18 protein-coding genes are annotated in these 21631 nt (G+C 73.1%); 5 read left to right on the top strand and 13 right to left on the bottom strand.

Annotated elements, in window-relative coordinates; all coding sequences use genetic code 11:
• Positions 1 to 585: 585 nt before the first annotated feature.
• The 3 genes from CHC05_RS10005 to CHC05_RS10015 form a co-directional block, all read right to left on the bottom strand.
• Entirely contained in the window at positions 586 to 957 is a 372-nt protein-coding gene (locus CHC05_RS10005) for a WhiB family transcriptional regulator (RefSeq protein ID WP_089247040.1), read from the bottom strand.
• Positions 958 to 1086: 129 nt separating this feature from the next.
• Positions 1087 to 1335 (bottom strand): hypothetical protein, encoded by a 249-nt coding sequence (locus tag CHC05_RS10010; RefSeq protein WP_144022536.1) that lies wholly within the window; start codon positions 1333 to 1335, stop codon positions 1087 to 1089.
• 125 nt (positions 1336 to 1460) lie between these two features.
• On the bottom strand, positions 1461 to 3638 hold the full coding sequence (locus CHC05_RS10015; RefSeq protein WP_089247045.1) for an ATP-dependent DNA helicase UvrD2: 2178 nt from the start codon (positions 3636 to 3638) through the stop codon (positions 1461 to 1463).
• 73 nt (positions 3639 to 3711) lie between these two features.
• Between CHC05_RS10015 and CHC05_RS10020 the strand changes: the two genes are divergently transcribed.
• On the top strand, positions 3712 to 3957 hold the full coding sequence (locus CHC05_RS10020; protein ID WP_089247047.1) for a mycoredoxin: 246 nt from the start codon (positions 3712 to 3714) through the stop codon (positions 3955 to 3957).
• A gap of 110 nt (positions 3958 to 4067) precedes the next feature.
• Here CHC05_RS10020 and nudC read toward each other — a convergent pair whose 3' ends face one another.
• Genes nudC through CHC05_RS10040 form a run of 4 tightly spaced genes read right to left on the bottom strand, consistent with a single transcriptional unit; the run spans position 4068 to position 8507 of the window.
• Positions 4068 to 5027 carry an NAD(+) diphosphatase gene (nudC, locus tag CHC05_RS10025; RefSeq protein WP_089247049.1) on the bottom strand — a complete coding sequence of 320 codons (960 nt, stop codon included), beginning with the start codon at positions 5025 to 5027 and terminating at the stop codon, positions 4068 to 4070.
• On the bottom strand, positions 5024 to 6343 hold the full coding sequence (locus CHC05_RS10030) for a M16 family metallopeptidase (RefSeq protein ID WP_089247051.1): 1320 nt from the start codon (positions 6341 to 6343) through the stop codon (positions 5024 to 5026). The genes nudC and CHC05_RS10030 overlap by 4 nt, the downstream gene beginning before the upstream one ends.
• On the bottom strand, positions 6340 to 7647 hold the full coding sequence (locus CHC05_RS10035) for a M16 family metallopeptidase (protein ID WP_089247053.1): 1308 nt from the start codon (positions 7645 to 7647) through the stop codon (positions 6340 to 6342). The genes CHC05_RS10030 and CHC05_RS10035 overlap by 4 nt, the downstream gene beginning before the upstream one ends.
• A 38-nt stretch (positions 7648 to 7685) precedes the next feature.
• On the bottom strand, positions 7686 to 8507 hold the full coding sequence (locus CHC05_RS10040) for a hypothetical protein (RefSeq protein ID WP_089247055.1): 822 nt from the start codon (positions 8505 to 8507) through the stop codon (positions 7686 to 7688).
• Positions 8508 to 8542: 35 nt separating this feature from the next.
• Between CHC05_RS10040 and CHC05_RS10045 the strand changes: the two genes are divergently transcribed.
• Together CHC05_RS10045 and CHC05_RS10050 are read left to right on the top strand one after the other, a co-directional pair.
• Positions 8543 to 8950, top strand: coding sequence for a pilus assembly protein CpaE (locus CHC05_RS10045; RefSeq protein WP_089247529.1), 408 nt, complete (start codon positions 8543 to 8545; stop codon positions 8948 to 8950).
• 11 nt (positions 8951 to 8961) lie between these two features.
• Entirely contained in the window at positions 8962 to 10173 is a 1212-nt protein-coding gene (locus CHC05_RS10050) for a M20 metallopeptidase family protein (protein ID WP_089247057.1), read from the top strand.
• Here CHC05_RS10050 and CHC05_RS10055 read toward each other — a convergent pair.
• From CHC05_RS10055 to CHC05_RS10070, 4 genes are all read right to left on the bottom strand, one after another.
• Complete coding sequence (locus tag CHC05_RS10055; protein ID WP_089247059.1) at positions 10138 to 13443, bottom strand: ATP-dependent helicase; 3306 nt, start codon at positions 13441 to 13443, stop codon at positions 10138 to 10140. The genes CHC05_RS10050 and CHC05_RS10055 overlap by 36 nt on opposite strands.
• Before the next feature lie 73 nt (positions 13444 to 13516).
• Complete coding sequence (locus CHC05_RS10060) at positions 13517 to 17065, bottom strand: ATP-dependent helicase (RefSeq protein ID WP_245870749.1); 3549 nt, start codon at positions 17063 to 17065, stop codon at positions 13517 to 13519.
• A gap of 65 nt (positions 17066 to 17130) precedes the next feature.
• Positions 17131 to 17667 carry an LOG family protein gene (locus CHC05_RS10065; protein WP_089247063.1) on the bottom strand — a complete coding sequence of 179 codons (537 nt, stop codon included), beginning with the start codon at positions 17665 to 17667 and terminating at the stop codon, positions 17131 to 17133.
• Complete coding sequence (locus CHC05_RS10070; RefSeq protein ID WP_089247065.1) at positions 17667 to 18485, bottom strand: LOG family protein; 819 nt, start codon at positions 18483 to 18485, stop codon at positions 17667 to 17669. Before CHC05_RS10070 ends, CHC05_RS10065 begins: the two co-directional genes overlap by 1 nt.
• A 240-nt stretch (positions 18486 to 18725) precedes the next feature.
• Between CHC05_RS10070 and CHC05_RS41375 the strand changes: the two genes are divergently transcribed.
• Positions 18726 to 18887 (top strand): hypothetical protein, encoded by a 162-nt coding sequence (locus CHC05_RS41375; RefSeq protein WP_179266113.1) that lies wholly within the window; start codon positions 18726 to 18728, stop codon positions 18885 to 18887.
• On the opposite strand, the gene dapE is transcribed toward CHC05_RS41375, so the two are convergent.
• Positions 18884 to 19951, bottom strand: coding sequence for a succinyl-diaminopimelate desuccinylase (gene dapE, locus CHC05_RS10075; protein ID WP_089247067.1), 1068 nt, complete (start codon positions 19949 to 19951; stop codon positions 18884 to 18886). The genes CHC05_RS41375 and dapE overlap by 4 nt on opposite strands.
• A gap of 24 nt (positions 19952 to 19975) precedes the next feature.
• Between dapE and dapD the strand changes: the two genes are divergently transcribed.
• Positions 19976 to 20926, top strand: a complete 951-nt coding sequence (dapD, locus tag CHC05_RS10080; RefSeq protein ID WP_089247069.1) for a 2,3,4,5-tetrahydropyridine-2,6-dicarboxylate N-succinyltransferase — start codon at positions 19976 to 19978, stop codon at positions 20924 to 20926.
• On the opposite strand, the gene CHC05_RS10085 is transcribed toward dapD, so the two are convergent.
• Positions 20923 to 21549, bottom strand: coding sequence for a nucleoside/nucleotide kinase family protein (locus tag CHC05_RS10085; RefSeq protein WP_089247072.1), 627 nt, complete (start codon positions 21547 to 21549; stop codon positions 20923 to 20925). The two genes, dapD and CHC05_RS10085, sit on opposite strands and share 4 nt — an antisense overlap.
• Between the last annotated feature and the right edge of the window lie 82 nt (positions 21550 to 21631).

Here is a 21631-nt window from a genome sequence, read left to right on the forward strand (position 1 = left end):
GCCGCCGCGAACTCGACCAGCCATCACCCGACCACCGCCGCCACCCCGACCAGCCGCCGCGCGACCGCTGCGACCGCCGCTTCAGGCATGCCGGTCAGGAAGCGTTGCCGCTGCCAGGACCGCGGGCGGCCAGGACGGAGCCGCCCGGCGAAGCAGCACCGCCATCAAAAGCCCACAGCGGAGCTGGCAGCGAAGCGAAGCGAGCGGTCCCCGGCGGGAGCAACGGTCCGGACCACCGCGAACCCGGGACCCGATCCTGACCTTGATCCTGGCCTTGATCCTGACCTTGATGTTCATAAAGAGCGGCCCGCTCCCCGGAGGGAGCGGGCCGTGAAGGGATAAGCGGTGATCTACCAGCCGCCCATCTGGCGCGCCGACTCGCGGCGGGCAGACATGGCGATGTTGCGGGCGGATCGGGTGGCCTCAGAGCGCGTCTTCCTGCCGGTCTGAGGCAGTCGCATTCGCGCTCGGGACAACGCTTCTTGGATGAGATTCATGTCCGTGGCTCCGTTTTCAGTGGTCATGGTGTTGGTTCTCGGTTTCTCGACGTGGGTGTTGGTGTGGTTTACGCGGACCGTTGACATGTCAGGCCGCCAGTCGGACCGCGACGCGCGGCTGCTCGGCTAGCCCTTCGGCTGCCATCCGCGCCTCGACCTCGACTCGGAGGACCGCGTCGCGGGCTACGTCTTCCTTACGCGGACGGCCACGGGGCCGCTTGCGGGGGACGACCGCGCCGCGCTCGAAGATCTCGCCGCCCCAGACGCCCCAGGGCTCGGCGCGCTCGACCGCGCCCGACAGGCACTCGACGCGCAGCGGGCAGTCCCCGCAGAGCGACTTGGCCAGCTCGAGCTCGGCAGGTGCGTCGGCGAACCACAGGTCCGGGTCGAACTTCCGACAAGGCAGTTCCGCGTCCAACTCGACGCTCTTCGCGTCGGGGTTGGCCAAGGCCAGGCTCATCGCCCGGTCACCTCTCTCTCGCTTTCGGTCTCATGGACCGCTTCGGCAAAACTGATGGAGCAAAAAACTGAGGCCGCGGATCCCGGGTTACGGGTTCCGCGGCCTCGAAGCGAGCCGGAGGTCTATCTGCTAGACCGGCCTACTTCGAGGTGGAACGCCGCGGACATCCATGCCGCCCTTGACCTGAATGCCCTTGACCGTGGACACATTGGTCCCGTGGAACGTGCCGGCAGTGGGCACCAGGAGCAGCTCGGCCTGAGCCTGGGCCAGATATGCCGGCGCGATCGGAGCTTCTGCGCGCGCGGAGAGGCGGGTAGCCTCCACCGGGCACAGGGCAGCGCTCAGCGACCACGGTCGGGTCGTGTAGTTGATCGCCACCGGGGCCACCTCCTTCTGCTGACTCGTCAAGCGAACGGAATATCTCTGCCTAACCAGGTTTGAGCAGCGCTCTCTCCTGGTGTGCCCTGAGGCTATGCCTCCCCTCCGAGGGAGGGCAAACGGTTTTACGGGTCATTCGCAGAAGTTTTTTCTGGCTCAAGATCATCAACGGCCGCGCCCGCTACCAGGGCCAGCGCGGCGTCGCCGTAGAGACCCAGCTTTCGCGGGCCGATGCCGGCGATGGCGATCAGGTCGGAGCGCTGCGCCGGCTTGCGCTCGGCGATCGCCACCAGCGTCGCGTCAGTGAAGACGACGTATGCCGGAACGCGCTGACCTGCGGAAACGCGCGCCCTCCAGGCCTGGAGTCGCTCCAGCAGCTCTTCGTCCAGATCGGACGGACAGGTCGCGCACCGGCCGAGCTTGCGATCGGCGCCGCCGAGCAGGGTGGCGCCACAGACCCGGCACGACACGATCCGTGGTGGCCTGCTGTCAGTTTTGCGACTGAGCCGCGCCATGCCGGAGCCAGCCCCGGACCCGCCGGCACCCCCCGGCCGCCCGTCGAACTGCGGCAGGAACCGGCACGGCCGCCGGGGTCGCCCGCCCGGCGAGCGGGAGATCGCATACGACAGCCAGAGCCACTCGCGCGCCCGGGTGACCCCGACGTACAGCAGCCGGCGCTCCTCCTCGACCTGCTCGGGCGTCTTCGCGTAGGTCGTCGGCAGGGTTCCGTCGGAAAGCCCGACCACGAACACGGCGTCCCATTCGAGCCCCTTGGCCGAGTGCAGCGACGCCAGCGTCACGCCGTCGACGGTCGGCGCGTGCTGCGCCGCGGCCCGCCGCGCCAACTCGTCGACGAAGTCCGCGAGCGAGGGCGGCCGCGACGAGACCGCACCCTCACCGATCGGCAACAGCACCGGGGTGGCGGCGAACTCCTCGGCGACCTGCACGAGGGCGGCCAACGCCTCCCAACGCTCGCGCGCCGCACCCCCCGGCGGCCGAGGCGAAGGCGCCCAGCCGACCGCCTCCAGCGCGGCGGCCACCGACCGCACCAACGGCTCGCCCGGATCGGCCGACCGGGTCGCCGCCCGCAACGCCACCAGGGCCTGCCGGATCTCGGTGCGCTCGAAGAACCGCTCGGCGCCCTGCACGACGTAGGGCACCTCGGCCTCGGCCAGCGCCTTCTCGTAGGTCTCGGACTGCGCGTTGGTGCGGAACAGCACCGCGATCTCCCGGGCCGGCGTGCCGGCGGCGACCAGCGCACGGCAGCGCGCCGCCACCGCCGCCGCCTCCCCCGGCTCGTCCTGGAAGATGCGGAGCTCGGGCTCGGCACCCGAGGGACGCTGACCGACCAGCTCCAGCCGCAGCCGCGCCTCGGAGCCCCGCGCCTGCCGGATCACCGCGTTGGCCAGCCCGACCACCTGCGGCGTCGACCGGTAGTCGCGGACCAGCCGCACCACCACGGCGTCGCGCCGCTTCCGCGGAAAGTCGATCAGGTAGGCCGACGTCGCCCCCGTGAACGAGTAGATCGTCTGCGACGCGTCGCCGACCACGGTCAGGTCGTCGCGTCCGCCGAGCCAGGCGTCGAGCAGCCGTTGCTGCAACGGGTTGACGTCCTGGTATTCGTCGACGACGAAGTGCCGGTATTGCGCCCGCACCTGCTCGGCGACGTCGGAGTGCTCCTCGATCCCCCACACCGCCGCCCGCAGCAGGTCTTCGAAGTCGATCACCCCGTTGCCGCGCTTGAGCTGCTCGTACGCGGCGAACACCTCGGCCACCTTGCCCGACTCGAACGGTGGCTCGCGGGTCGCCTTGGCCGCCGCCACCACGTATTCACCGGGCTCGACCAACGACGACTTGGCCCACTCGATCTCGCTGGCGAGGTCGCGCGCTCCGGTGCGGTCGGTGCGCACACCCACCCGGGCGGCCGCCAACCCGACCAACCGGGCCTTGCTGGGGACGAGCTCGGGCAACTCGCGACCGGCGAGCAGCCGCGGCGCGAAATAGCGCACCTGGCGCAGCGCGGCCGCGTGGAACGTGCGCGCCTGGACCCCGCCGACACCGAGCGCGGCGAGCCGGGCCCGCATCTCGGCCGCGGCCCGAGCGGTGAAGGTGACGGCCAGCAGATGCCGCCCCGCGATGTCACCACGCAGCGTGCGGTAAGCGATGCGGTGCGTGATCGCCCGCGTCTTGCCCGTGCCGGCACCGGCCAGGATGCAGACCGGCCCGGCGGCCGCGGTCACGGCGGTGCGCTGCTCGGGGTCAAGGCCCGCGAGAACCTGCTCCGCCGGAGAGTCAACCGCCACAGTCAGGAATCATGACAGCCGGGTCCGACGTTCTCTCCGATGGAGGACCCCCCAACCCCCTGGAGGAAGCTCGATGTTGACGATGTACTCCACCTCGTGGTGCGGCTACTGCCACCGCCTGAAGTCCCAGCTCGACCGCGAGGGCATCGCGTACGAGGTGATCGACATCGAGCAGGACCCGGCGTCCGCCGATTTCGTCATGAGCGTCAACGGCGGCAACCAGACAGTTCCGACATTGCGCTTTGATGATGGGACGGCGCTGACCAACCCGTCGATCAACCAAGTGAAGACGCATCTTGCTTCGCTGGAAGCCGCATAAAACAGCGGATTTACGCGCGTCCGTCGGGCGCGCGACCGTTTGCTCCCGCGCGCAATGGTCAGGGGCCAAGAACGGGCCCCTGACCAGCCGGGTCCGCGTCACAAAACCGATCAGGCGGCCCACGTCGCGATCAGGAAGTGCGCGATCGAGACTTCCATCGGCAGTGTCATGAGTGCCGGCTCGTCGGCGGTGCCCAGGTCGACACGGGCGCCCGCCAGGAGCTCCTGGATCTCGCGCCGGGTGAACCAGCGGGCCTCGGTGATCTCGGCCGGGTCGACCTTGAGCGGCTGTGCCGGATCCGCGACTGCCGTATAGGCAAGCATCAGCGATCCGGGGAACGGCCACGCCTGGCTGGCCACGTAGTCGATTCGGTCCAGCGCGATGCCGACCTCCTCGGCGACCTCGCGTGTCACTGCCGCCTCGGCCGACTCGCCCGGCTCGACATAGCCCGCCAGGCACGAGAAGCGACGGAAGCCCGGCTGCTTCGGCCACGTCGCGTTGTTGCCGAGCAGGCACCGGCCCTCGGGCCCGGCGACACCATCCGTGACCAGCACGATCATCGCCGGGTCCGTGCGCGGCCAGGTCTGGTTGCCGGACGCGTCCGACCGCGACCAACCCGCGTCGCCGATCGTGGTCGGCTGGCCCGTCCGCTCCGAGTAACGGCTGCGGGCGTGCCAGTTGAGGATCGCCAGCGCCGTGGTGAGCAGCCCGGCGTCGCGGTCGCTGAGCTGGTGCCCGACGTCGCGCAGGTTCGCCGGCCGCGTCCCCTCGACCGTCGGCAGCGCGCCGTCGACCGCGAAGACCGCGACCCCGTCCGGCTCCACGCCCAGCAGCACCGCGGCCGCCGGATCCACATCGGACGTATCGGAGACGACCAGCGACAGCACCGCACCGACCGCCGCGTCGGCCGCGTCGCCGGTCACGAGGTCGCGGAACAGCGCCGTGCCTTTCGACGCGTCGACGCGCAGCAGCCGGGCGGACGGCCACACCGACTCGAGCCAGTGCGGGTCCGACCGCCGGTGCCCCGCCCGGTCCAGGGTGGCCCGGGCGAGGGGCGGCACAGCCGTCATTCCAGCTCCACCTCACGCAGCGTGGCAACCGGAGCCTCGATCTTCGCGGCGTCGCCGAGGATCACGGTCACGGCGCCGGCCGGTGCGAGGTACTTCGCGGCCGCGGCGGCCACGTCGTCGCGCGTCGCGGTGCGCAGCTGCTCGGTGTACTCCGACAGGAAGTCCAGCCGCAGGCCAGCACCGGCGTACGTCGTGGCCAGCGCGGCGATCCCGCCCTGCGTCGAGACCCCGAGCATCAGCGTGCCGAGGATGTACTGGCGCGCCTGCTCCAGCTCCTCCTCGCCGGGCGGCAGGGTGGCCATCCGGCCCAGCTCGTACACGGTCTCCAGCAGCGCCGGACCGGTCACGTCGGTGGCGACCTCGGCCGAGAGCAGCACCACGGACCCGGCGGCCGAGTGGTCGATCACCGAGTGCGGCCCGTACGTGTAGCCCTTGTCCTCGCGGATGTTCTCGACCCAGCGGGACGAGAAGTAGCCGCCGAACACCAGGTTGGCGAGCTGCAGCGCGGCGTGGTCCGGGTGGGTCCGGGGCACGGCCGGGAGCGCCATGCGCAGCGACGACTGCACCGAGTCGGGCCGGTCGACCACCAGCACCGGGCCGGGCGAAGGCTGCGGCGCGGCCGGCAGCGTGACGTCCTTGCCGCCGCCGTTCCACGAGCCGAGCACCGCCTCGGCGGTGTCCAGGGCCCGCTTGGGCTGGAAGTCGCCGACGAGCACGAGCGTCGCGCCGGCCGGGTGCACCCGCTCGGCGTGCAGCGCCCGCAGTTGGGCCGGGCGGACCGCGCGCACCTGCTCCGGCTCCGGAGTCTGCACCGCGTACGGGTGCCGGCCGTAGAGCCGTTGCAGCAGGGCCTCGCGGGCCAGGTGGGCGGGCTGGCTCTTGGCGACCTGGATGTGGTCGACCAGCCGGTCCCGCTCGGTGCCGACCTCGTCACTGGGGTACGCCGCCCCGTCCAGCACCGAGCCGAGGATCTCCAGGATCCGGGTGAGCCCGGCGGCCAGGCTGTTGCCGCTGATCATCAGCCGGTCCGGGTCGACCGAGGCGGACAGGCCGCCGCCGACCGACTGCAGCTCGGCGGCGATCTCCACGGTGGACAGGTCGGCCGTGCCGGAGAACAACGTCTGGCCCAGCATCGCGCCCCGGGCGAGGTTGGCCTTGGCGAACGGCAGCCGCAGCCGGACCTCGACCAGCGGCACCGCCGGCCTGCGGATCGCGATCACGGTCAGGCCGTTGGTCAGTCGCCGCTCGGACTCCGGTGGCAGTTTGATCGGCGCGGCCGGCAGGAGGGCCGGCAACGTCCGCTTCGTGTCGCTCACTTTCCGCCTCCGGGGATGACCTCGATGGACGCCCGGCGCTGCGGGGTCAGGGTGGCCGCGGCCGCGCGGACCTGCTCCGGCGTGACCTCCCCGATCAGCCGCGGCAGGTCGTTGATCAGCTCAGGCTCGCCGCGCTGCTCTTCGAGCACGGCGATCCGCAGTGCCCGGCCGAGCACCGCGTCGGTGTCGCGGAGCAGGTGGGTCGCCATCCGGGCCTGCACCCGGCCGAGCTCGCCGGCGGACAGGCCGTCGGTGGCCAGCCGTTCGAGCTCCTCGTCGGCGGCGCGCAGCACCTTGTCGACGTCGCCGCCCGGCGGCAGGTGGTACTGCAGCAGCGCGGCGGTGGGGTCGCGTACCTCGAAGGGCTCGCCCATGAACCCGAGGTAGCCGCCGAGGCTGGTGACCGTGCGGTCGCGCAGCACCAGGCGTTCGACCAGCCGGGACGCGTCGCCGTCGGTGAGCACCTCGGCCAGCACCACGAAGGGCAGGTAGCCCGTGAAGTCGTCGATCGGGTTCGGCACCCGCCAGGCGGACGCGATCGCGGGCAAGGGAGCCAGGCGGTCCGTGTACGACTGGCGTCGCTCGGAGGTCAGGTCGGGCTCGTCGAAGTCGGGGCGGGCCGGCGCGGGCCGGGCGGGGACGTCGCCGAAGTGCCGCTTGATCATCTCGGTGGCCTCGGCGACGTCGAGGTCGCCGGCGACCGAGAGCACCGCGTTGCCGCAGGCGTAGTAGCGCTCGAAGAACTCGGCCGCGTCGGCGACCGTGGCGCTCTCCAGGTCTTCGAACGAGCCGTACCCGTCGTGCGCGTTCGGGAACGTGTCGAACATGACCGGAGGCAGGGTCAGCCACGGGAACCCGCCGTACGGCCGGTTCAGGACGTTGACCCGGATCTCCTCCTTGACCACGTCGACCTGGTTGCGCAGGTTCTCCTCGGTCAGCCGGGGGCCGCGCATCCGGTCGGCCTCGAGGAACAACGCCCGCTCGAGCGCGCCGGACGGCAGCGTCTCGAAGTAGTCGGTGTAGTCGAGGTGGGTCGAGCCGTTGAAGGTGCCGCCGGCGCCCTGGACGTGCCGGAAGTGCGCGAGCTTCTCGAGGTTCTCCGAGCCCTGGAACATCAGGTGCTCGAAGAGGTGCGCGAAGCCGGTGCGTCCCTCGGGCTCACTGCGGATGCCGACGTCGTAGACGACCGCTACGCCGACCACCGGCGCGCTGCGATCGGGCGCCAGAACCACGCGCAGGCCGTTGTCGAGCGTGAACCGCTCGACCGGATATTTGGTCGCCGGGATCTTTATTCTGCGGGCCACAGGGCCGAGGTTAGCGCGCTCCCGCGGAAACGCGACGCTCAGACCGGCCGCATTCCCGCCAATGCGTCGTCCGCCACCCAGTCCCACTGGTGGTGGGTCTCCGGCACCGACACGTACAGCACCGCCGCCGTCGGCTTGCCGACATCGATGCAGGCCAGCGCCACGAGCTCGCTCTTCGCCCGCAGGCCCGGCGTGCTGAACCGCAGGCGGAACACCGTCACCCAGGCCGGTCGTCCACCCAGGACGGTCCGCTCGTCGCGGATCAGCTCCTGCTGGTTGGGTTGCGGGTAGTAGTTGCTGCGGGCGTCGGCGGCCACCTGCCGGCCGACGCACTCCAGGTCGAAGGTGAACGCGTCGTTGGTCGCGGCCGGCACCGCGCCGGACAACACGGAGGCGTGGTAGTCGCTGCGGCCGTCGTAGGCGGCTTCGGTGACGAAGTGCTGCCCGACCCGGTACGGCACCCGCAGGTCTCCGGCGTTCCAGATCGTGTTCCACGTCTCCCACGGCGGCCCGTAGGCGGGGTAGGAGATCCCGGCGGTTTCGTCGACCGTCCGGGTGCCGGCCGGCGCGGGCGGAGGTGTCGCCGGCGCGGCCGTGCCCGGCAGGTCCGGCGGTGGTGGACAGGCCCGGGCCAGCGGCGGCCGCGCGTCGGTCGGCGCCTCGGGCCGGCGGCTCCCGCCTGGGCGGGCCGCGATCACGACGACGAGGCCGGTCAACACGATCAACGCCGCCGCGCCGGCGAACCACCAGAGCCGGCGCGGACCGCGCGACTCGGAAGGCGGTGGTGGTGGCGGCAGGTCGGATGGCGGTGGGCCGAGCCGGGTCACTGCCCCCGCGGGGAAGCGTTCGGCGTTCGGCATACACCTAGTGAAGCATCCGAGGCACCATGGAGGGCGTGTTGCCCGTGCCGCTCGCCCGCCACCTGCACGCCGCCGGCCTGCGCTGGAAGCCCGCTCCCGGCGACCGCTTCGCGATCCCCGACCGCGACCTCGACGACGAGGTCTTCGTGCTCAGCAACATGGTCATCGCGGTGCACGAGCTGCCCGACGGCCCGGTGATCGGCTTCAACGGCACCACCGAGTGGGCGATGGACGACCTCGAACAGCACGAGGCGATCTGGTTGCCCCGCGAGGACCAGCTCCGGGAGCTGCTCGGTGGGACGTTCCACATGCTGGAACGCACGGGCAACGGCTGGCGGGTGGAGCTGACCGTCGGCGACCGGCGGCTCCGGTTCGAGGCGGCCACGGCCGAGGAGGCGTACGGCGAAGCGTTGCTGGACCTGATCAGGTTGGGCGTCGACTGAGAGGGAGCGCGATGGAGTTCCTGGAGTCCGCATCGGCGATCAGCGGGGAACTGGTCGACCTGCGCCGCCGGCTGCACCGGCGGCCGGAGGTGGGTCTGCACCTGCCCGAGACGCAGGCGACGGTGCTCGCCGAGCTCGCCGGGCTGCCGCTGGAGATCACCACCGGACGCGCGCTCAGCTCGGTCGTCGCCGTGCTGCGCGGCGGTCGGCCGGGGCCCGCGGTGCTGCTGCGCGGCGACATGGACGCGCTGCCGGTGACCGAGCGGACCGGGCTGCCGTACGCGTCGACGGTCCCGGGCGCCATGCATGCCTGCGGCCACGACCTGCACACGGCGATCCTGGTCGGCGCGGCCCGGCTGCTCAGCGCCGTCCGCGACGAGCTGCCGGGCGACGTGGTCTTCATGTTCCAGCCGGCCGAGGAGGGCCCGGGCGGCGCCGAGCCCATGCTGGCGGAAGGGCTGCTCTCGGCGGCCGGCGACCCGCCCGTGGCCGCGTACGCCCTGCACGTCTCGGCCGTCTTCCCGCGCGGCATGTTCTTCGGCCGCCGCGGCGTCTTCGGCGCCGCGCACGACACGTGCAAGGTGCGCGTGCTCGGCACCGGCGGGCACGGCTCGACCCCGTTCCGCACGCGCGACCCGATCCCGGCGGCCTGCGAGATGGTGCTCGCGCTGCAGACCATGGTGACCCGCGGCTTCGACGTCTTCGACCCGGTCGTGGTCACCGTCGGCCGGTTCCACGCCGGCACCGTCGACAACGTCATCCCGTCGACGGCCGAGTTCGCCGCCTCGTTGCGCTCGTTCTCGACACCGGCCCGCGAGAAGCTGGTGCGCCGCACGGCCGAGGTCGTCCGCGGCATCGCCGCCGCGCACGGCCTCGACGTCGAGGTCGACTTCGAGCGGGGCTATCCGGCGGTGGTCAACGACGTCGCCGAGGCCGAGTTCGCGGCGGCCACCGCGGCCGAGGTCTTCGGCCAGCAGCGCTACCAGTGGCTGGTCAACCCGAAGACCGGCTCGGAGGACATGTCGTTCGTGCTGGAGAAGGTGCCCGGCGCGTATCTGAACCTCGGCGCCTGCCCGCCGGAGCTGGACCCGGCCACGGCACCGTCCAACCACTCGGCCGACGCGCGGTTCGACGACGCGGTGGTCGCCGACGGCAGCGCGCTGTTGGCCGCGCTGGCATTCCGGCGGCTAGACGGTGGGCAGGGCGGTGACCAGGGCCGCTAGGCCGTCGGCGTCGAGCAGGTCGGCCGGGCGGATCGTCTCGCCGGCGCGGACGTAGTGGAACGCCGCCCGGACCCGGTCGACCGGGACGCCGGCCAGGTGCGCCCAGGCCAGCCGGTACGCGGCGAGCTGGATCGCGGCCGCGCGCTCGTCGGCACCCGTCGGGCGGCGGCCGGTCTTCCAGTCGACCACGTCGTACCGGCCGCCAGGGTCGGCGAACACCGCGTCCATCCGGCCGCGCAGGACCACTCCCCCGACCGCGGTCGCGAACGGCACCTCGACCTCGATCGGCGTGCGGTCGGCCCAGTCGCTGGCCAGGAAGAGCTCCTGCAGCTCGGCCAGGGCCTCGTCGGGTGCGGCGTCCTCGTCTGCGGCGCCGGGCAGCTCGTCGACGTCGAGCAGTCGGACCGCGCCGAACCGCTGCTCCAGCCAGGTGTGGAAGGCGGTGCCCCGGCGGGCGTACGGGTCGGGTCGGGACGGCATCGGCCGGCGCAGCGACCGGGCCAGCGCCTGCGGGTCGCGCTGGAGCAGCACGAGCTGCGAGACGGTCAGGTGGTCGGGCAGCACGACCTCCAGCGGGCCGGGGCCGCGCACGAGCTGGTCGCGTTCGGCGATCAGCAGGTCGACCTCGCGCCGCCAGCGCGCGGCGTCGTCGGCGGCCGCCGGGTCGAGCAGCGCGTCGGCGTCGGGGTCGGTCATCAGGCGGCGTACCAGGGTCGCGGCCTCGGTCATCGTTGGACGGCGCGGGCCGAGCGGGTCGCCGGGCCACTCGGCGCTGGGCGTCTCGTCGACCATCGGGTTGGCCTCGCCGGCCGGCTCCGGCGCCCACTCGTCGACCACCCCGCTGCCGGCGAGGCAGGCGTCGTGCACCTCGACCAGGAACCGCGAAGGACCGCGCGGCCGCTTGACCCCCTCGCCCCACCAGTAGCCGGAGCAGAGCAGCAGCCGGCGCGGCCGGGTCACCGCGACGTAGGCCAGCCGGCGTTCCTCGCGCTCGTCGTGCGCCTTCCACTCCTCGTTGAACTCGCTCAGCGCGGTCATTACCTCGCGCTGGTCGCCGGTGTCGTCGAGCGGGAACCGCGGCAGCCCACCGGCGTCGCCGCGCAGCGGGAACGGCAGCACGCCGAGGCCCTGCAGGTAGTGGTCGGACGCGCGGGCCGTGCCGGGCCAGCCGCCGCGGGTCAGGCCGGCGACCGCGACCACGTCCCACTCGAGGCCCTTGGCCGCGTGCGCGGTGAGCACCTGGACCGCGCCCTCGACGACCTCGACCTCGCCCGGCTCCAGGCCGCGCTCCTCGTCTTCGGCGGCGGTGAGATAGGCGAGGAAGCCGGGCAGGGCGCCGCCGTCGCTGTCGCGGGCGAACCGGGCGGCGACGTCGCCGAGCGCGTCCAGGTGACCGCGGGCCAGGCCGGCGTCGCCGCCCCGGCCGCCCGTGCCGGCCCGCACCGCGACCTCGACGTCCAGCCCGATGGTGCGTTCGACGTCGGCGATCAGGTCGGGCAGCGGCTGGTCGATCCGGTAGCGGAGCAGGGCCAGTTCGTTGCCGTACGCGCGCAGCCGGGCGAACCCCTCGGCGGAGTAGAGCTGGGCCGGGCCGAGGTCGGCCAGCGCCTCGACCAGGGTGGCCTCGTCGAGCGCGTCCGGCACGAGGTCCTCCTCGTCCGGCTGGGCCAGGTCACGCCGGGCCGCCGCGATCGAGCGGGACCGCCGGTGCAGGGCCACCAGGTCGCGCGGGCCGATCCGCCAGCGGGCCCCGGTGAGCAGCCGCAGCAGCGAGGCGCCGTCGGTCGGGTCGGCGAGCACGCGCAGCGTGCAGACCACGTCGCGGACCTCGGGCGTGTCCAGCAGGCCGCCGAGGCCGACCACCTCGACCGGCAGGCCCCGCGAGCGCAGCGCGTTCTCGATCGCCGGGATCTGGGATCGGACCCGGACCAGCACCGCCGTGGTCGGCCGGCGCTCCAGCGGGATGTGCTCGGGCAGCGCGTCGGCCATCCGGGCCGCGCCCCACCAGGCGGCGAGCACGCTGTCGGCGATCCAGGCGGCCTCGTCGCCGACGGTCGGCAACAGCGCACAGTGGACGGTCTCGCGGCCGCGGATCGGCTCGTCGACGCTGTACGCCGGGGCCAGCTCGGCCACCTGGGCGCCGGCCGCGCGCAGCGGCGCGGAGAGCTGGTTGGCGACGCGGAGGATCTCCGGCCGGTTGCGCCAGCTCGTGGTCAGGGTGAGTGACCGGGCCGGTTTGCCGTCGGCGCGGGCGAACTCGTTGGGAAACCGCTCCAGCGTGCCGGCGCTGGCACCGCGCCAGCCGTAGATGGACTGGCACGGGTCGCCGACCGCGGTCACCGGGTGGCCGCCGCCGAACAGCGAGCGCAGCAGCACGACCTGGGCGTGGCTGGTGTCCTGGAACTCGTCGAGCAGCACGATCGGATAGCGGGCCCGCTCGACCGCGCCCACGTCGGCGTGGTCGCGGGCCACCCGGGCGGCGCGGGCCATCTGGTCGCCGAAGTCCATCGCCTCAAAATCGATCTTGCGTTTGTCGTACGCGCGGACCATCGGCAGCAGCGCCAGCCGGGCCTGCTGCGTGGCCAGCGCCTTCTTCACGTCGGCGTAGACGCGGCCCGGCCGGCCCTGCACCTCGGCGAAGAACCGCCCCGTCCAGCCGGCCAGCTCGTCGGGGGTGACCAGGTGCTCGGCCAGCTCGCCGGACAGGGCCAGGACCGCGTCGGTGACCGTGCTGGCCGCCCGCTCCACGTCGGACATGTCGCCGTCGTAGTTGCGCACGATCAGGTCGACGATCTGCCAGCGCGACGCCTCGGTGAGCAGCCGGGTCGCGGGCTCGTAGCCCGAGCGCAGGCCGTGCTCGGTGACCACCCGGGCTGCGTACGAGTGATAGGTCGAGATGGTCGCCTCGCCGGACAGGTCACCGGCCCGGCCGAGCCGGCGGACCAGCTGGCCCAGCCGCATTCGGACCCGGTGCGCCAGCTCGCCGGCCGCCTTGCGGGTGAAGGTGAGGCCGAGGATCTGGTCGGGCGTGGCGTATCCGTTGGCCACCAGCCAGACCACCCGGGCCGCCATGGTCTCGGTCTTGCCCGAGCCGGCACCGGCGACGACCAGCAGCGGCTCGACCGGAGCGGCGATGATCGCGGACTGCTCGGCGGTCGGCGCATACCGCATGCCAAGCAGCCGCGCCAGCTCGACGGGCGTGTAACGAGGCCCAGCGCTCGCCGCCTTACGCGGAGCCGGCGCGGTCGTGAAAAGAGACGGCTGAGTCATGCCGGGTCCCCACTTCGTGGTGACCCGCCCTGCCCGGGCAGGCTCTGCTGATGATGCCCTCGCCAAGGCTCGGTCATGACGGCGGCTCCACGACCTGGCGGCCCTTGCCCGAGATCGGGCAGCTTGTGCGGACCGGGCAGACCCGGCACCGGCTGTTGGCGATGGCATGGAACGTCGAGGCGGCCATCGTGTCGGCGGTGCGGCGCACCAGCGCCTGCGCCCAACCCGGGTCGTCGTGCTCGTCCAGCGACGGCTGGACCTGCTCCTTGGCCGCCTTGGCGGTGGTGCCGAGCTGCACCAGGGCCGCACCGCCGGGGTCGGCGCCGTGCGCGTCGAACGCGCCCGCCTGGACGGCCGCCTGGTAGGCGGCGAGCTGTGGGTGCTCGGCCAGGTCTTCGGCGGTCGACGAGGTGCGGCCGGTCTTGAGGTCGACCACGACCAACCGCCCGTCAGCGTCGACCTCGAGCCGGTCCACCCGGCCGCGCAGTTCGATGTCGCGGGTCGGGTCGTCGAGCCGCACCGCGAACTCCTGCTCGATGGCGAGCAGCCGGCGCGGGTTGGCGGCCAGCCAGACGAGCAGCTTGTCGACCATCGCCTCGGCCCGCTCGCGCTCGGGGCCGGCCAGCCAGCGGGCGGCCAGGTCGATCGCGTCGAACCGGGCGGCCACGTATTCGATCAGGCGCTCCCGGTCGGCGGCCGCGTCCTCGGCCAGCATGGCCGCCGCGTGCACCAGGTTGCCGATGCCCTGCGCGGCGGTGGCCGGTGCCGCGCCGCCGTGCCGTTCGAGCAGCCAGCGGAGGCTGCACCGCAGGGCGCTCTCCATGGTGGACGGGGTGACCCGGACGGTCTCGCCGGCCTCGGCGAGCGGGCGGTCGTCGGAGAGCGGGCGCAGGCCCCACCAGTCGTCGGGGTGCGCGCCCGGCACGCCGGCGGCGGCCAGCCGGGCCAGCTCGCCCGCGGCGGCGTGCCGGCGGGTCGCCGAGGCGGCCGGGTCGGTGGCCGCGGTGCGCAGCTCGGCGACCAGAGCGGACAGGGTCATCGCCCGGGGTGGCCGGGCCAGCGGCAGCTCGTCGTCGTCGTTGTCGCCGGTGCGCGGCCGGACCAGCGCCGGTGCCGGTGCGCGACCGCCACCAGCCGGTGCGACCTCGGGCCACTCGTCGTCGGGCCAGATCACCCGGCCGTCGTCGTCGACCGGCAGGTCGTCGGGATCGGGCGGCAGGTCATCGCCGCCAGGACCGCCCCCGCCAGGGCCGCCGTCAAGCCCGTCACCGTCAGGCCCGTCGGGGCCAGGATCGTCGGGTCCAGGGTCGTCCGGGCCCGGGTCGTCCGGGTCCGCATCGTCGTCGCCGGCCGACGTCGCGCCGCCCGCGCCGCTGGGCCCGAGCAGCTCGTGCAGGAACCGGCTGGGCTGCTCCTCGTGGTCGGCGCCGCCGACCGCCGACGAGTTGACCGCCGAGACCAGCAGCCGCTGCCGCGCGCGGGTGACCGCCACGTAGAACAGCCGGCGCTCCTCGTCGAGCAACGCGGACGCCTGGCCGACCAGCGACGCCGCCACGCCGGTCTCGTCGGCGCGCCCCGACACGACGTCAACCAGCCGCTCCGAGCCGAGCAGCGTGCCCCGCAGCCGCAGGTCGGGCCAGACACCCTCCTGCACGCCGGCCACCGCGACCAGGTCCCACTCGAGACCCTTGGCCGCGTGCGCGGTCAGCAGCCGGACGGCCTCGCCGCGGTCGGCGCTGGGCGCGATCGTGTCGGCCGGCAGTTGCTGGCCGAGGACGTGGTCGAGGAACACCTCGGTGCGCGCGCCCGGCAGCCGGTCGACGAACCGGGCGGCCGCGTCGAACAACACCACCGCCGCGTCGAGGTCGCGGTCGGCGGCGGCGGCCCGCCAGCGCGGACCGTTGTCGGGCTCGCCCGTGGCCCGGCCGGCGCGCACGATGGCGCCGTACCACCGCTCGCTGAGCCCGGTCGCCCGCCAGAGCGCCCAGAGCACGTCTTCGGCGGTGCTCGCCGGCTCGGCGGCGGCCTCGCGGGCGACGGCCAGCAGGCGGGCGACCGACTTGGCCGGCGCCGCCCAGCGCCGCTCGACCGGGGCCAGCTCGGCCGGGTCGCGCAGCGCCTCGACCAGCAGCTCGCCCGAGGGTCGCCGGTCACCCGCGCCGAGCGCCAGCGTGCGCAGACCCTGCCGCAGCCGGCGTTCGGCCAGCGGGTCGGCGCCGCCCAACGGCGAGTGCAGCAAGGCGACCGCCGCATCCTCGTCGAGCCGCTCCGGCTCGAGCGCGCAGCGCAACAGCAGCAGCAGCGGCGCGACCGCGGGTTGCTGGTGCAGCGGCAGGTCTTCGGCGTGCACCACGGTCGGCACGCCGGACGAGTGCAGGGCCCGCTGCAACGCGGGGAGCTGGAGGGTGGTCGACCGCATCATGACCGCCATGCGCGACCAGGGCACCCCGTCGAGCAGGTGCGCCTCGCGCAGGGCGTGCGCGAGGAAGGCGGCCTCGCTGGTGCGGGAGCGGAAGGTGCGCACCTCGACCCGGCCGGGCGGCGCGTCCGGCGCGGGCAGCGCGCGGCGGTGCCCGACGGGCCCGCGCAGCCGGCGCGCCACCCGACCGGTGGCCTCGAACAAGGGCCCGCTGGACCGGTAGTCGGTGCGCAGCGTCACGGTGCGCGCGACGGCCCCGGACGCGGTGCGGAAGCGGTGCGGGAACGTGGTCACCCCGGCCGGGTCGGCGCCCCGGAAGGCGAACGTCGACGAGTCGGGGTCGGCGAACGCGACGAGCGGCAGGCCACCACCGGCAACCCGGTGCAACAGGTCGAGCTGCGCGGGGTCGGTGTCGGCGAGCTCGTCGACGTAGACGATGTCGAGCCGCCCCCGCTCGGCGGCGAGCAGCTCGGGATCGTCGTCGAGCAGCCCGGTCGCGGCCCGCACGAGCTCGGCGGCGTCGTAGGCGACCGAGCCGCGGGTGGTCACGTCGCGCAGCGCCAGCACGGCCACGTATTCGCGCAGGAACCGAGCGGCCGCGGGCCAGTCGTCGCGGCCCAGCCGCTCACCGAGGCGGGCCAGCTCGACGGGCCCGATCCCCCGCTCGGCGGCCCGCATCAGCAGGTCGCGCAGCTGCTCGGCGAAGGCCCGCGTGCGCAGCGCCGGCCGCAGGTGCAGCGGCCAGCCGATCGGGTCGTCCTCGCCGTCGGGACCGACCACGTCGAGCAGCTCGCGGATCACCAGATCCTGCTCGGGCCCGGTGAGCAACCGCGGCGACGGCTCACCACGGAGCGCGGCGGCCCTGCGGAGCATGCCGAACGCGTACGCCGGGAAGGTGCGGACCAACGGCTCGTGCACCACGCGCCCGTCGCCGGCGGCGATCCGCGCCTCGATGCGGTCGCGCAGCGCGCCGGCACCCCGCCGGCTGAACGTGAGCACCAGCACCCGCTCGGGATCGACACCGGACGCCACGCGGGCGGCCACGGCCTCGACGAGCGTGCTGGTCTTGCCGGTGCCGGGCCCACCGAGCACGAGCAACGGCCCGTCGCCGTGCGCGACGACATTCGCCTGCAAAGGGTCGGGCCGAGCAGCCCGAGGCTCCTGCGGCGCGGGCGCCCGGCGAACCAGCCGGTACGCCTGCATGCCGCCCATCGAACCACGCGGGTCCGACAAGCCCCACCGGCCCCACCGACCCCGAACGGGCGAAGCTAGGCGGGCAGAGCCGCGAGTGCCTCGTCGATGCTGGTCACGACGATCAGGCGGTCGAGGGACTCGCGGCGGACGAAGCCCGACGGGACCAGGGACTCGAGCCAGCTCAGCAGGCCGCCGTAGAAGCCGTCCGCGTCCAGCAGGACCACCGGCTTGTCGTGGGCGTGCAGGTACGCCGTGGTCCAGACCTCGAACAGCTCGTCCAGCGAGCCGATGCCGCCCGGCAAGGTGAGGAAGGCGTCCGACTTCTCGATCATCAGGTTCTTGCGGCTGGCCATGCCGTCGGTGACCACGAGCTCGTCCGAGCCCGTGTCGGCGATCTCGCGGTCGACCAGCGACTGCGGGATCACGCCGATCGTGTGTCCGCCCTGCGCGCGGGCGGACGAGGCGACCGCGCCCATCATGCCGGCCCGGCCGCCGCCCGAGACCAGGACGTGGCCGTGGTGGGCCAGCGCGGCTCCGACCTCCGTGGCGAGGTCGAGCCAGCGTTGGTCCAGGGTCTGGGACGACGCGCAGAACACGCAGATGGCGGCCATCAGGCGCCGTTGTGGCTGGCCACCGCCGCCTCGTGCAGCGCCTCCTGCTCGGCCGCCAGGGCCGCGTCGGCGTCCACGATGTAGCGGACCGCGGCGTCGACGTCGTCGGTGACCAGCACCAGGTCGAGGTCGGCCGCGCCGATCTTGCCGTCGGCCAGCAGCGTGTTCCGCATCCATTCGAGCAGGCCGCGCCAGTACGCCTCGCCCATCAGGACCACCGGGAACCGGGTGACCTTGCCGGTCTGCACCAGGGTCAGCGCCTCGAACAGCTCGTCCATCGTGCCGAAGCCGCCGGGCAGGACGACGAACGCCTGCGCGTACTTGACGAACATCGTCTTGCGCGCGAAGAAATAGCGGAAGTCGATGCCCATGTCGACCCAGTCGTTGATGCCCTGCTCGAACGGAAGCTCGATGCCCAGCCCGACGGACAGGCCGCCGGCCTCGGTCGCGCCGCGGTTGGCGGCTTCCATCACGCCCGGGCCACCGCCGGTGATCACCGCATAGCCGGCGCGGGCGAGCGCCGCGCCGACCTGTTCGGCCATGACGCATTCGGCGCTCTGCGGTTTGCTCCGGGCCGAGCCGAACACGCTGACCGCCGGGGGCAGATCGGCGAGCGTGTCGAAGCCCTCGACGAACTCACTGAGAATGCGCAGCGCGCGCCAGGCGTCCTTGGTCTTCCAGTCCGCCCGGGAACGGGAGTCCAGCAGGCGCTGGTCGGCGGTGCTCTGCGGCACAGCTTCCCGGCGCAGCGTGACGGCGCCGCGGTGGCGTTCCGGTCCCCGCAGGCGGTCGGGGTCGCGGCCAAATCCGTGGGTCATGGTCACCACGGTAGCCAAAACGCACCCGGACACCAGGTTTCGGCCCGCCCGCGATCAACACCGAAAGAGGGCATCGGGTAACCCGGGACGATTCCGCCGACCGGCCAGAATTCGGAACAACAAGAAATTAACCCGGATGTAGCCGCAACCGAATTCGCTTGTCCGGCGTCTTATCTTTCGAATACCGGGTATGCAGGGCCGCCCGGCACCGCCGGGCACCTTGGGGGGAGGAAAGCCACGATGACCCGCTTCGATCAGCTCCGCCAGCGCCGTGAAATGCACCGCCGCATCCGAGCGGTCGTGGCCGAGCGGCGGCTCGACCGCATAGCACCGATCGCCGACGAAGACGACGAGCCGACGATGGAGATCCACCCCATCGACGAGGCGATGTCCAGCAACTAGGCCAGCCAGCGGTGCAAGGTCGCCGCTCCCTGCCTGATCAGCGGGATCTCCACCCGCTCGTCGGCCGCGTGCGCCACGTTGGGGTCACCCGGGCCGAAGTTGAGCGCCGGAATGCCCATCGCGGCGAAACGGGAGACGTCGGTCCAGCCCAGCTTGCCGACCGGGTCCGAGCCGACCGCCGCCAGGAACTCCTGCGCCGGCGCCGCGGTCAGGCCCGGCAGCGCACCGGGGGCCGCGTCGACCATCGTGACCTCGTACCCCTGGAAAAGCTCCCGGAGGTGGGCCTCGGCGTCCGCCACGGTCCGGTCCGGCGCGAACCGGTAGTTGACCTCGATCTCGCACCGGTCCGGGATCACGTTGCCGGCGATGCCGCCGTTGATCCGCACCGCGTTGAGGCCTTCGCGATAGGCGCAGCCGTCGATCGTGACCTGCCGCGCCTCGTAGGCGGCCAGCCGGTCGAGCACGCCGGCCGCCGCGTGGATGGCGTTGACGCCGCGCCACGACCGGGCCGAGTGCGCCCGCTTGCCGGTGGTCGACACCAGCACCCGCATCGTGCCCTGGCAACCCGCCTCGACCACGCCATGGGTCGGTTCGAGCAGCACGGCGAAGTCGGCCGCCAACCACTCCGGGTGGCTCTTGGAGACCAGATTGAGCCCGTTGTACGCGGAGTCGATCTCTTCGGCCTCGTAGAAGAAGTAGGTCAGGTCGTAGCGCGGCTCCGGCAGCGCCACCGCGAGCTGGAGCGCGAGCGCGACGCCGGACTTCATGTCGGAGGTGCCGCAGCCGTACATGATCTCGCCGTCGATCTTGGCCGGCAGGTTGTCGGCGATCGGCACCGTGTCGAGGTGCCCGGCGAGCACCACCCGCTGCGCCCGGCCGAGCTCGGTGCGGGCCATGACCGTGTTGCCCAACCGCTCCACCCGCAGGTGCGGCGTGCCCCGCAGCACCTGCTCCACGCAGTCCGCGATGTCCTTCTCGTGCAGCGACACCGACTCGATGTCGACCAGCACGCGGGTCAGCTCGACCGGATCCGACAGGACGGCGGGGGTAAGCGGGTTGGTCATGACTCGCACGCTACCGTTTCAACTGTGACGAGCGAGCAGCCTGCCTGGGGAATCGGCCTGTCGACCAGCACCGCGGAAGGCCAGGTGCTCGACGCCTGGTTCCCGGCGGACAACCTCGGGCTCGGTGCCCGGCCCGGCGGCGAGCCGGCCGCCCTGCTCGGGGCCGCTGCCGGCGCCGTCGGTGAGCGCGCCCTGCCCGGCCTGCGCGCCGAGATCGTGGTCGTGGAGCTCGGCTCGCTGGCCGACCCGATCAAGGACACCGCCGACGCGTACCTGCGGCTGCACCTGCTCTCCCACCGCATCGTGCGGCCCAACGAGGTCAACCTCGACGGGATCTTCGGCATGCTGGCCAACGTCGCCTGGACCTCGGCCGGGCCGTGCCCGCCGGACCGCGTCGACGAGCTGCGGGTCCGCGAGCGGCTGGCCGGTCGCCAGCTCACCGTCTTCGGCGTCGACAAGTTCCCGCGCATGCTCGACTACGTGGTGCCGTCCGGTGTCCGGATCGCCGACGCCGACCGGGTGCGGCTGGGTGCCCACCTGGCCAGCGGCACGACCGTGATGCACGAGGGCTTCGTCAACTTCAACGCCGGCACGCTGGGCACCTCGATGGTGGAGGGCCGGATCGTGGCCGGGGTCGTCGTCGGCGACGGCTCCGACATCGGCGGCGGCGCGTCCATCCTGGGCACGCTGTCCGGCGGCGGCAAGGACAAGCTACGGATCGGCGAGCGCTGCCTGCTGGGCGCGAACGCCGGCATCGGCATCTCGCTCGGCGACGACTGCGTCGTCGAGGCCGGTTGCTACATCACCGCCGGCTCGAAGATCACGCTGCCCGACGGCCGGGTGGTCAAGGCGCGCGAGCTCGCGGGCCTGTCCAACCTGCTGTTCTGGCGCAACTCGGTGACCGGTGCGCTGGAGGCCCGCCCCCGTGCGGGCAAGGGCATCGAGCTCAACGCCGCCCTGCACGCCAACGACTAGTCGCTGAGGCGGACCACCAGGTCGGCGCGTGAGCGGGTCGTCGCGATCAGCTCGGCGTTGACCTGGTCACTGCCGTACGACCGGGCTTTGGCCTCGGCCCGGGTGCGTCCGTAGGCCATGTGCCGGTCGACCAGGCGGCGCAGGCGCTCCTCCTCGTCGAGGTCCAGGTACCAGACCTCGTCGAGCAGCAGGCGTACGCCCGACCACGGCTCGTCGGGCACGAGCAGGTAATTGCCCTCGGTGACCACGAGCCGCACCTCCTCCGGCACGGCGATCGACCCCGCGATCGGCTCCTCGATCTCGCGGTGGAACGCCGGCGCGTAGACGGTCTCCGGACCGCCCGCGGCCAGCCGACCGAGCATCGAGACGTAGCCGGACGCGTCGAACGTGTCGATCGCGCCCTTGCGCTCGTGCCGCCCGAGCCGGTGCAGCTCGGCCTCGGCCAGGTGGTAGCCGTCCATCGGGACCAGCGCGGCCGTCGGCCCGACCCCTTCGACGATCCGGGCGGCCAGGGTGGACTTGCCGGCGCCGGGAGCGCCGACGATGCCGAGCACGCGCCGCGGGCCGACATCGGCCAACGCGGCTGCCCGGGCCACGAGCACATCGAGGGGGTACGACGTCACGCGAGGAACTATCGCACGCCGGATCGCCCGTTACCCGGCGGCTGCTCGGCGACCGTGCCTACCGTGGTCAGGAGGGGGTGTG

The sequence above is a fragment of the Asanoa hainanensis genome (genome assembly GCF_900188485.1).
Classification (GTDB): domain Bacteria; phylum Actinomycetota; class Actinomycetes; order Mycobacteriales; family Micromonosporaceae; genus Asanoa; species Asanoa hainanensis.

What these genes read in the sequence shown, in the direction of transcription:
- CHC05_RS10005 (WP_089247040.1), bottom strand. Translation starts at nt 957, where the DNA reads ATGAGCCTGGCCTTGGCCAACCCCGACGCGAAGAGCGTCGAGTTGGAC.
- CHC05_RS10020 (WP_089247047.1), top strand. Translation starts at nt 3,712, where the DNA reads ATGTTGACGATGTACTCCACCTCGTGGTGCGGCTACTGCCACCGCCTG.
- nudC (WP_089247049.1), bottom strand. Translation starts at nt 5,027, where the DNA reads ATGACGGCTGTGCCGCCCCTCGCCCGGGCCACCCTGGACCGGGCGGGG.
- CHC05_RS10040 (WP_089247055.1), bottom strand. Translation starts at nt 8,507, where the DNA reads ATGCCGAACGCCGAACGCTTCCCCGCGGGGGCAGTGACCCGGCTCGGC.
- CHC05_RS10050 (WP_089247057.1), top strand. Translation starts at nt 8,962, where the DNA reads ATGGAGTTCCTGGAGTCCGCATCGGCGATCAGCGGGGAACTGGTCGAC.
- CHC05_RS10055 (WP_089247059.1), bottom strand. Translation starts at nt 13,443, where the DNA reads ATGACTCAGCCGTCTCTTTTCACGACCGCGCCGGCTCCGCGTAAGGCG.
- CHC05_RS10060 (WP_245870749.1), bottom strand. Translation starts at nt 17,065, where the DNA reads ATGCAGGCGTACCGGCTGGTTCGCCGGGCGCCCGCGCCGCAGGAGCCT.
- CHC05_RS10065 (WP_089247063.1), bottom strand. Translation starts at nt 17,667, where the DNA reads ATGGCCGCCATCTGCGTGTTCTGCGCGTCGTCCCAGACCCTGGACCAA.
- CHC05_RS10070 (WP_089247065.1), bottom strand. Translation starts at nt 18,485, where the DNA reads ATGACCCACGGATTTGGCCGCGACCCCGACCGCCTGCGGGGACCGGAA.
- CHC05_RS41375 (WP_179266113.1), top strand. Translation starts at nt 18,726, where the DNA reads ATGACCCGCTTCGATCAGCTCCGCCAGCGCCGTGAAATGCACCGCCGC.
- dapE (WP_089247067.1), bottom strand. Translation starts at nt 19,951, where the DNA reads ATGACCAACCCGCTTACCCCCGCCGTCCTGTCGGATCCGGTCGAGCTG.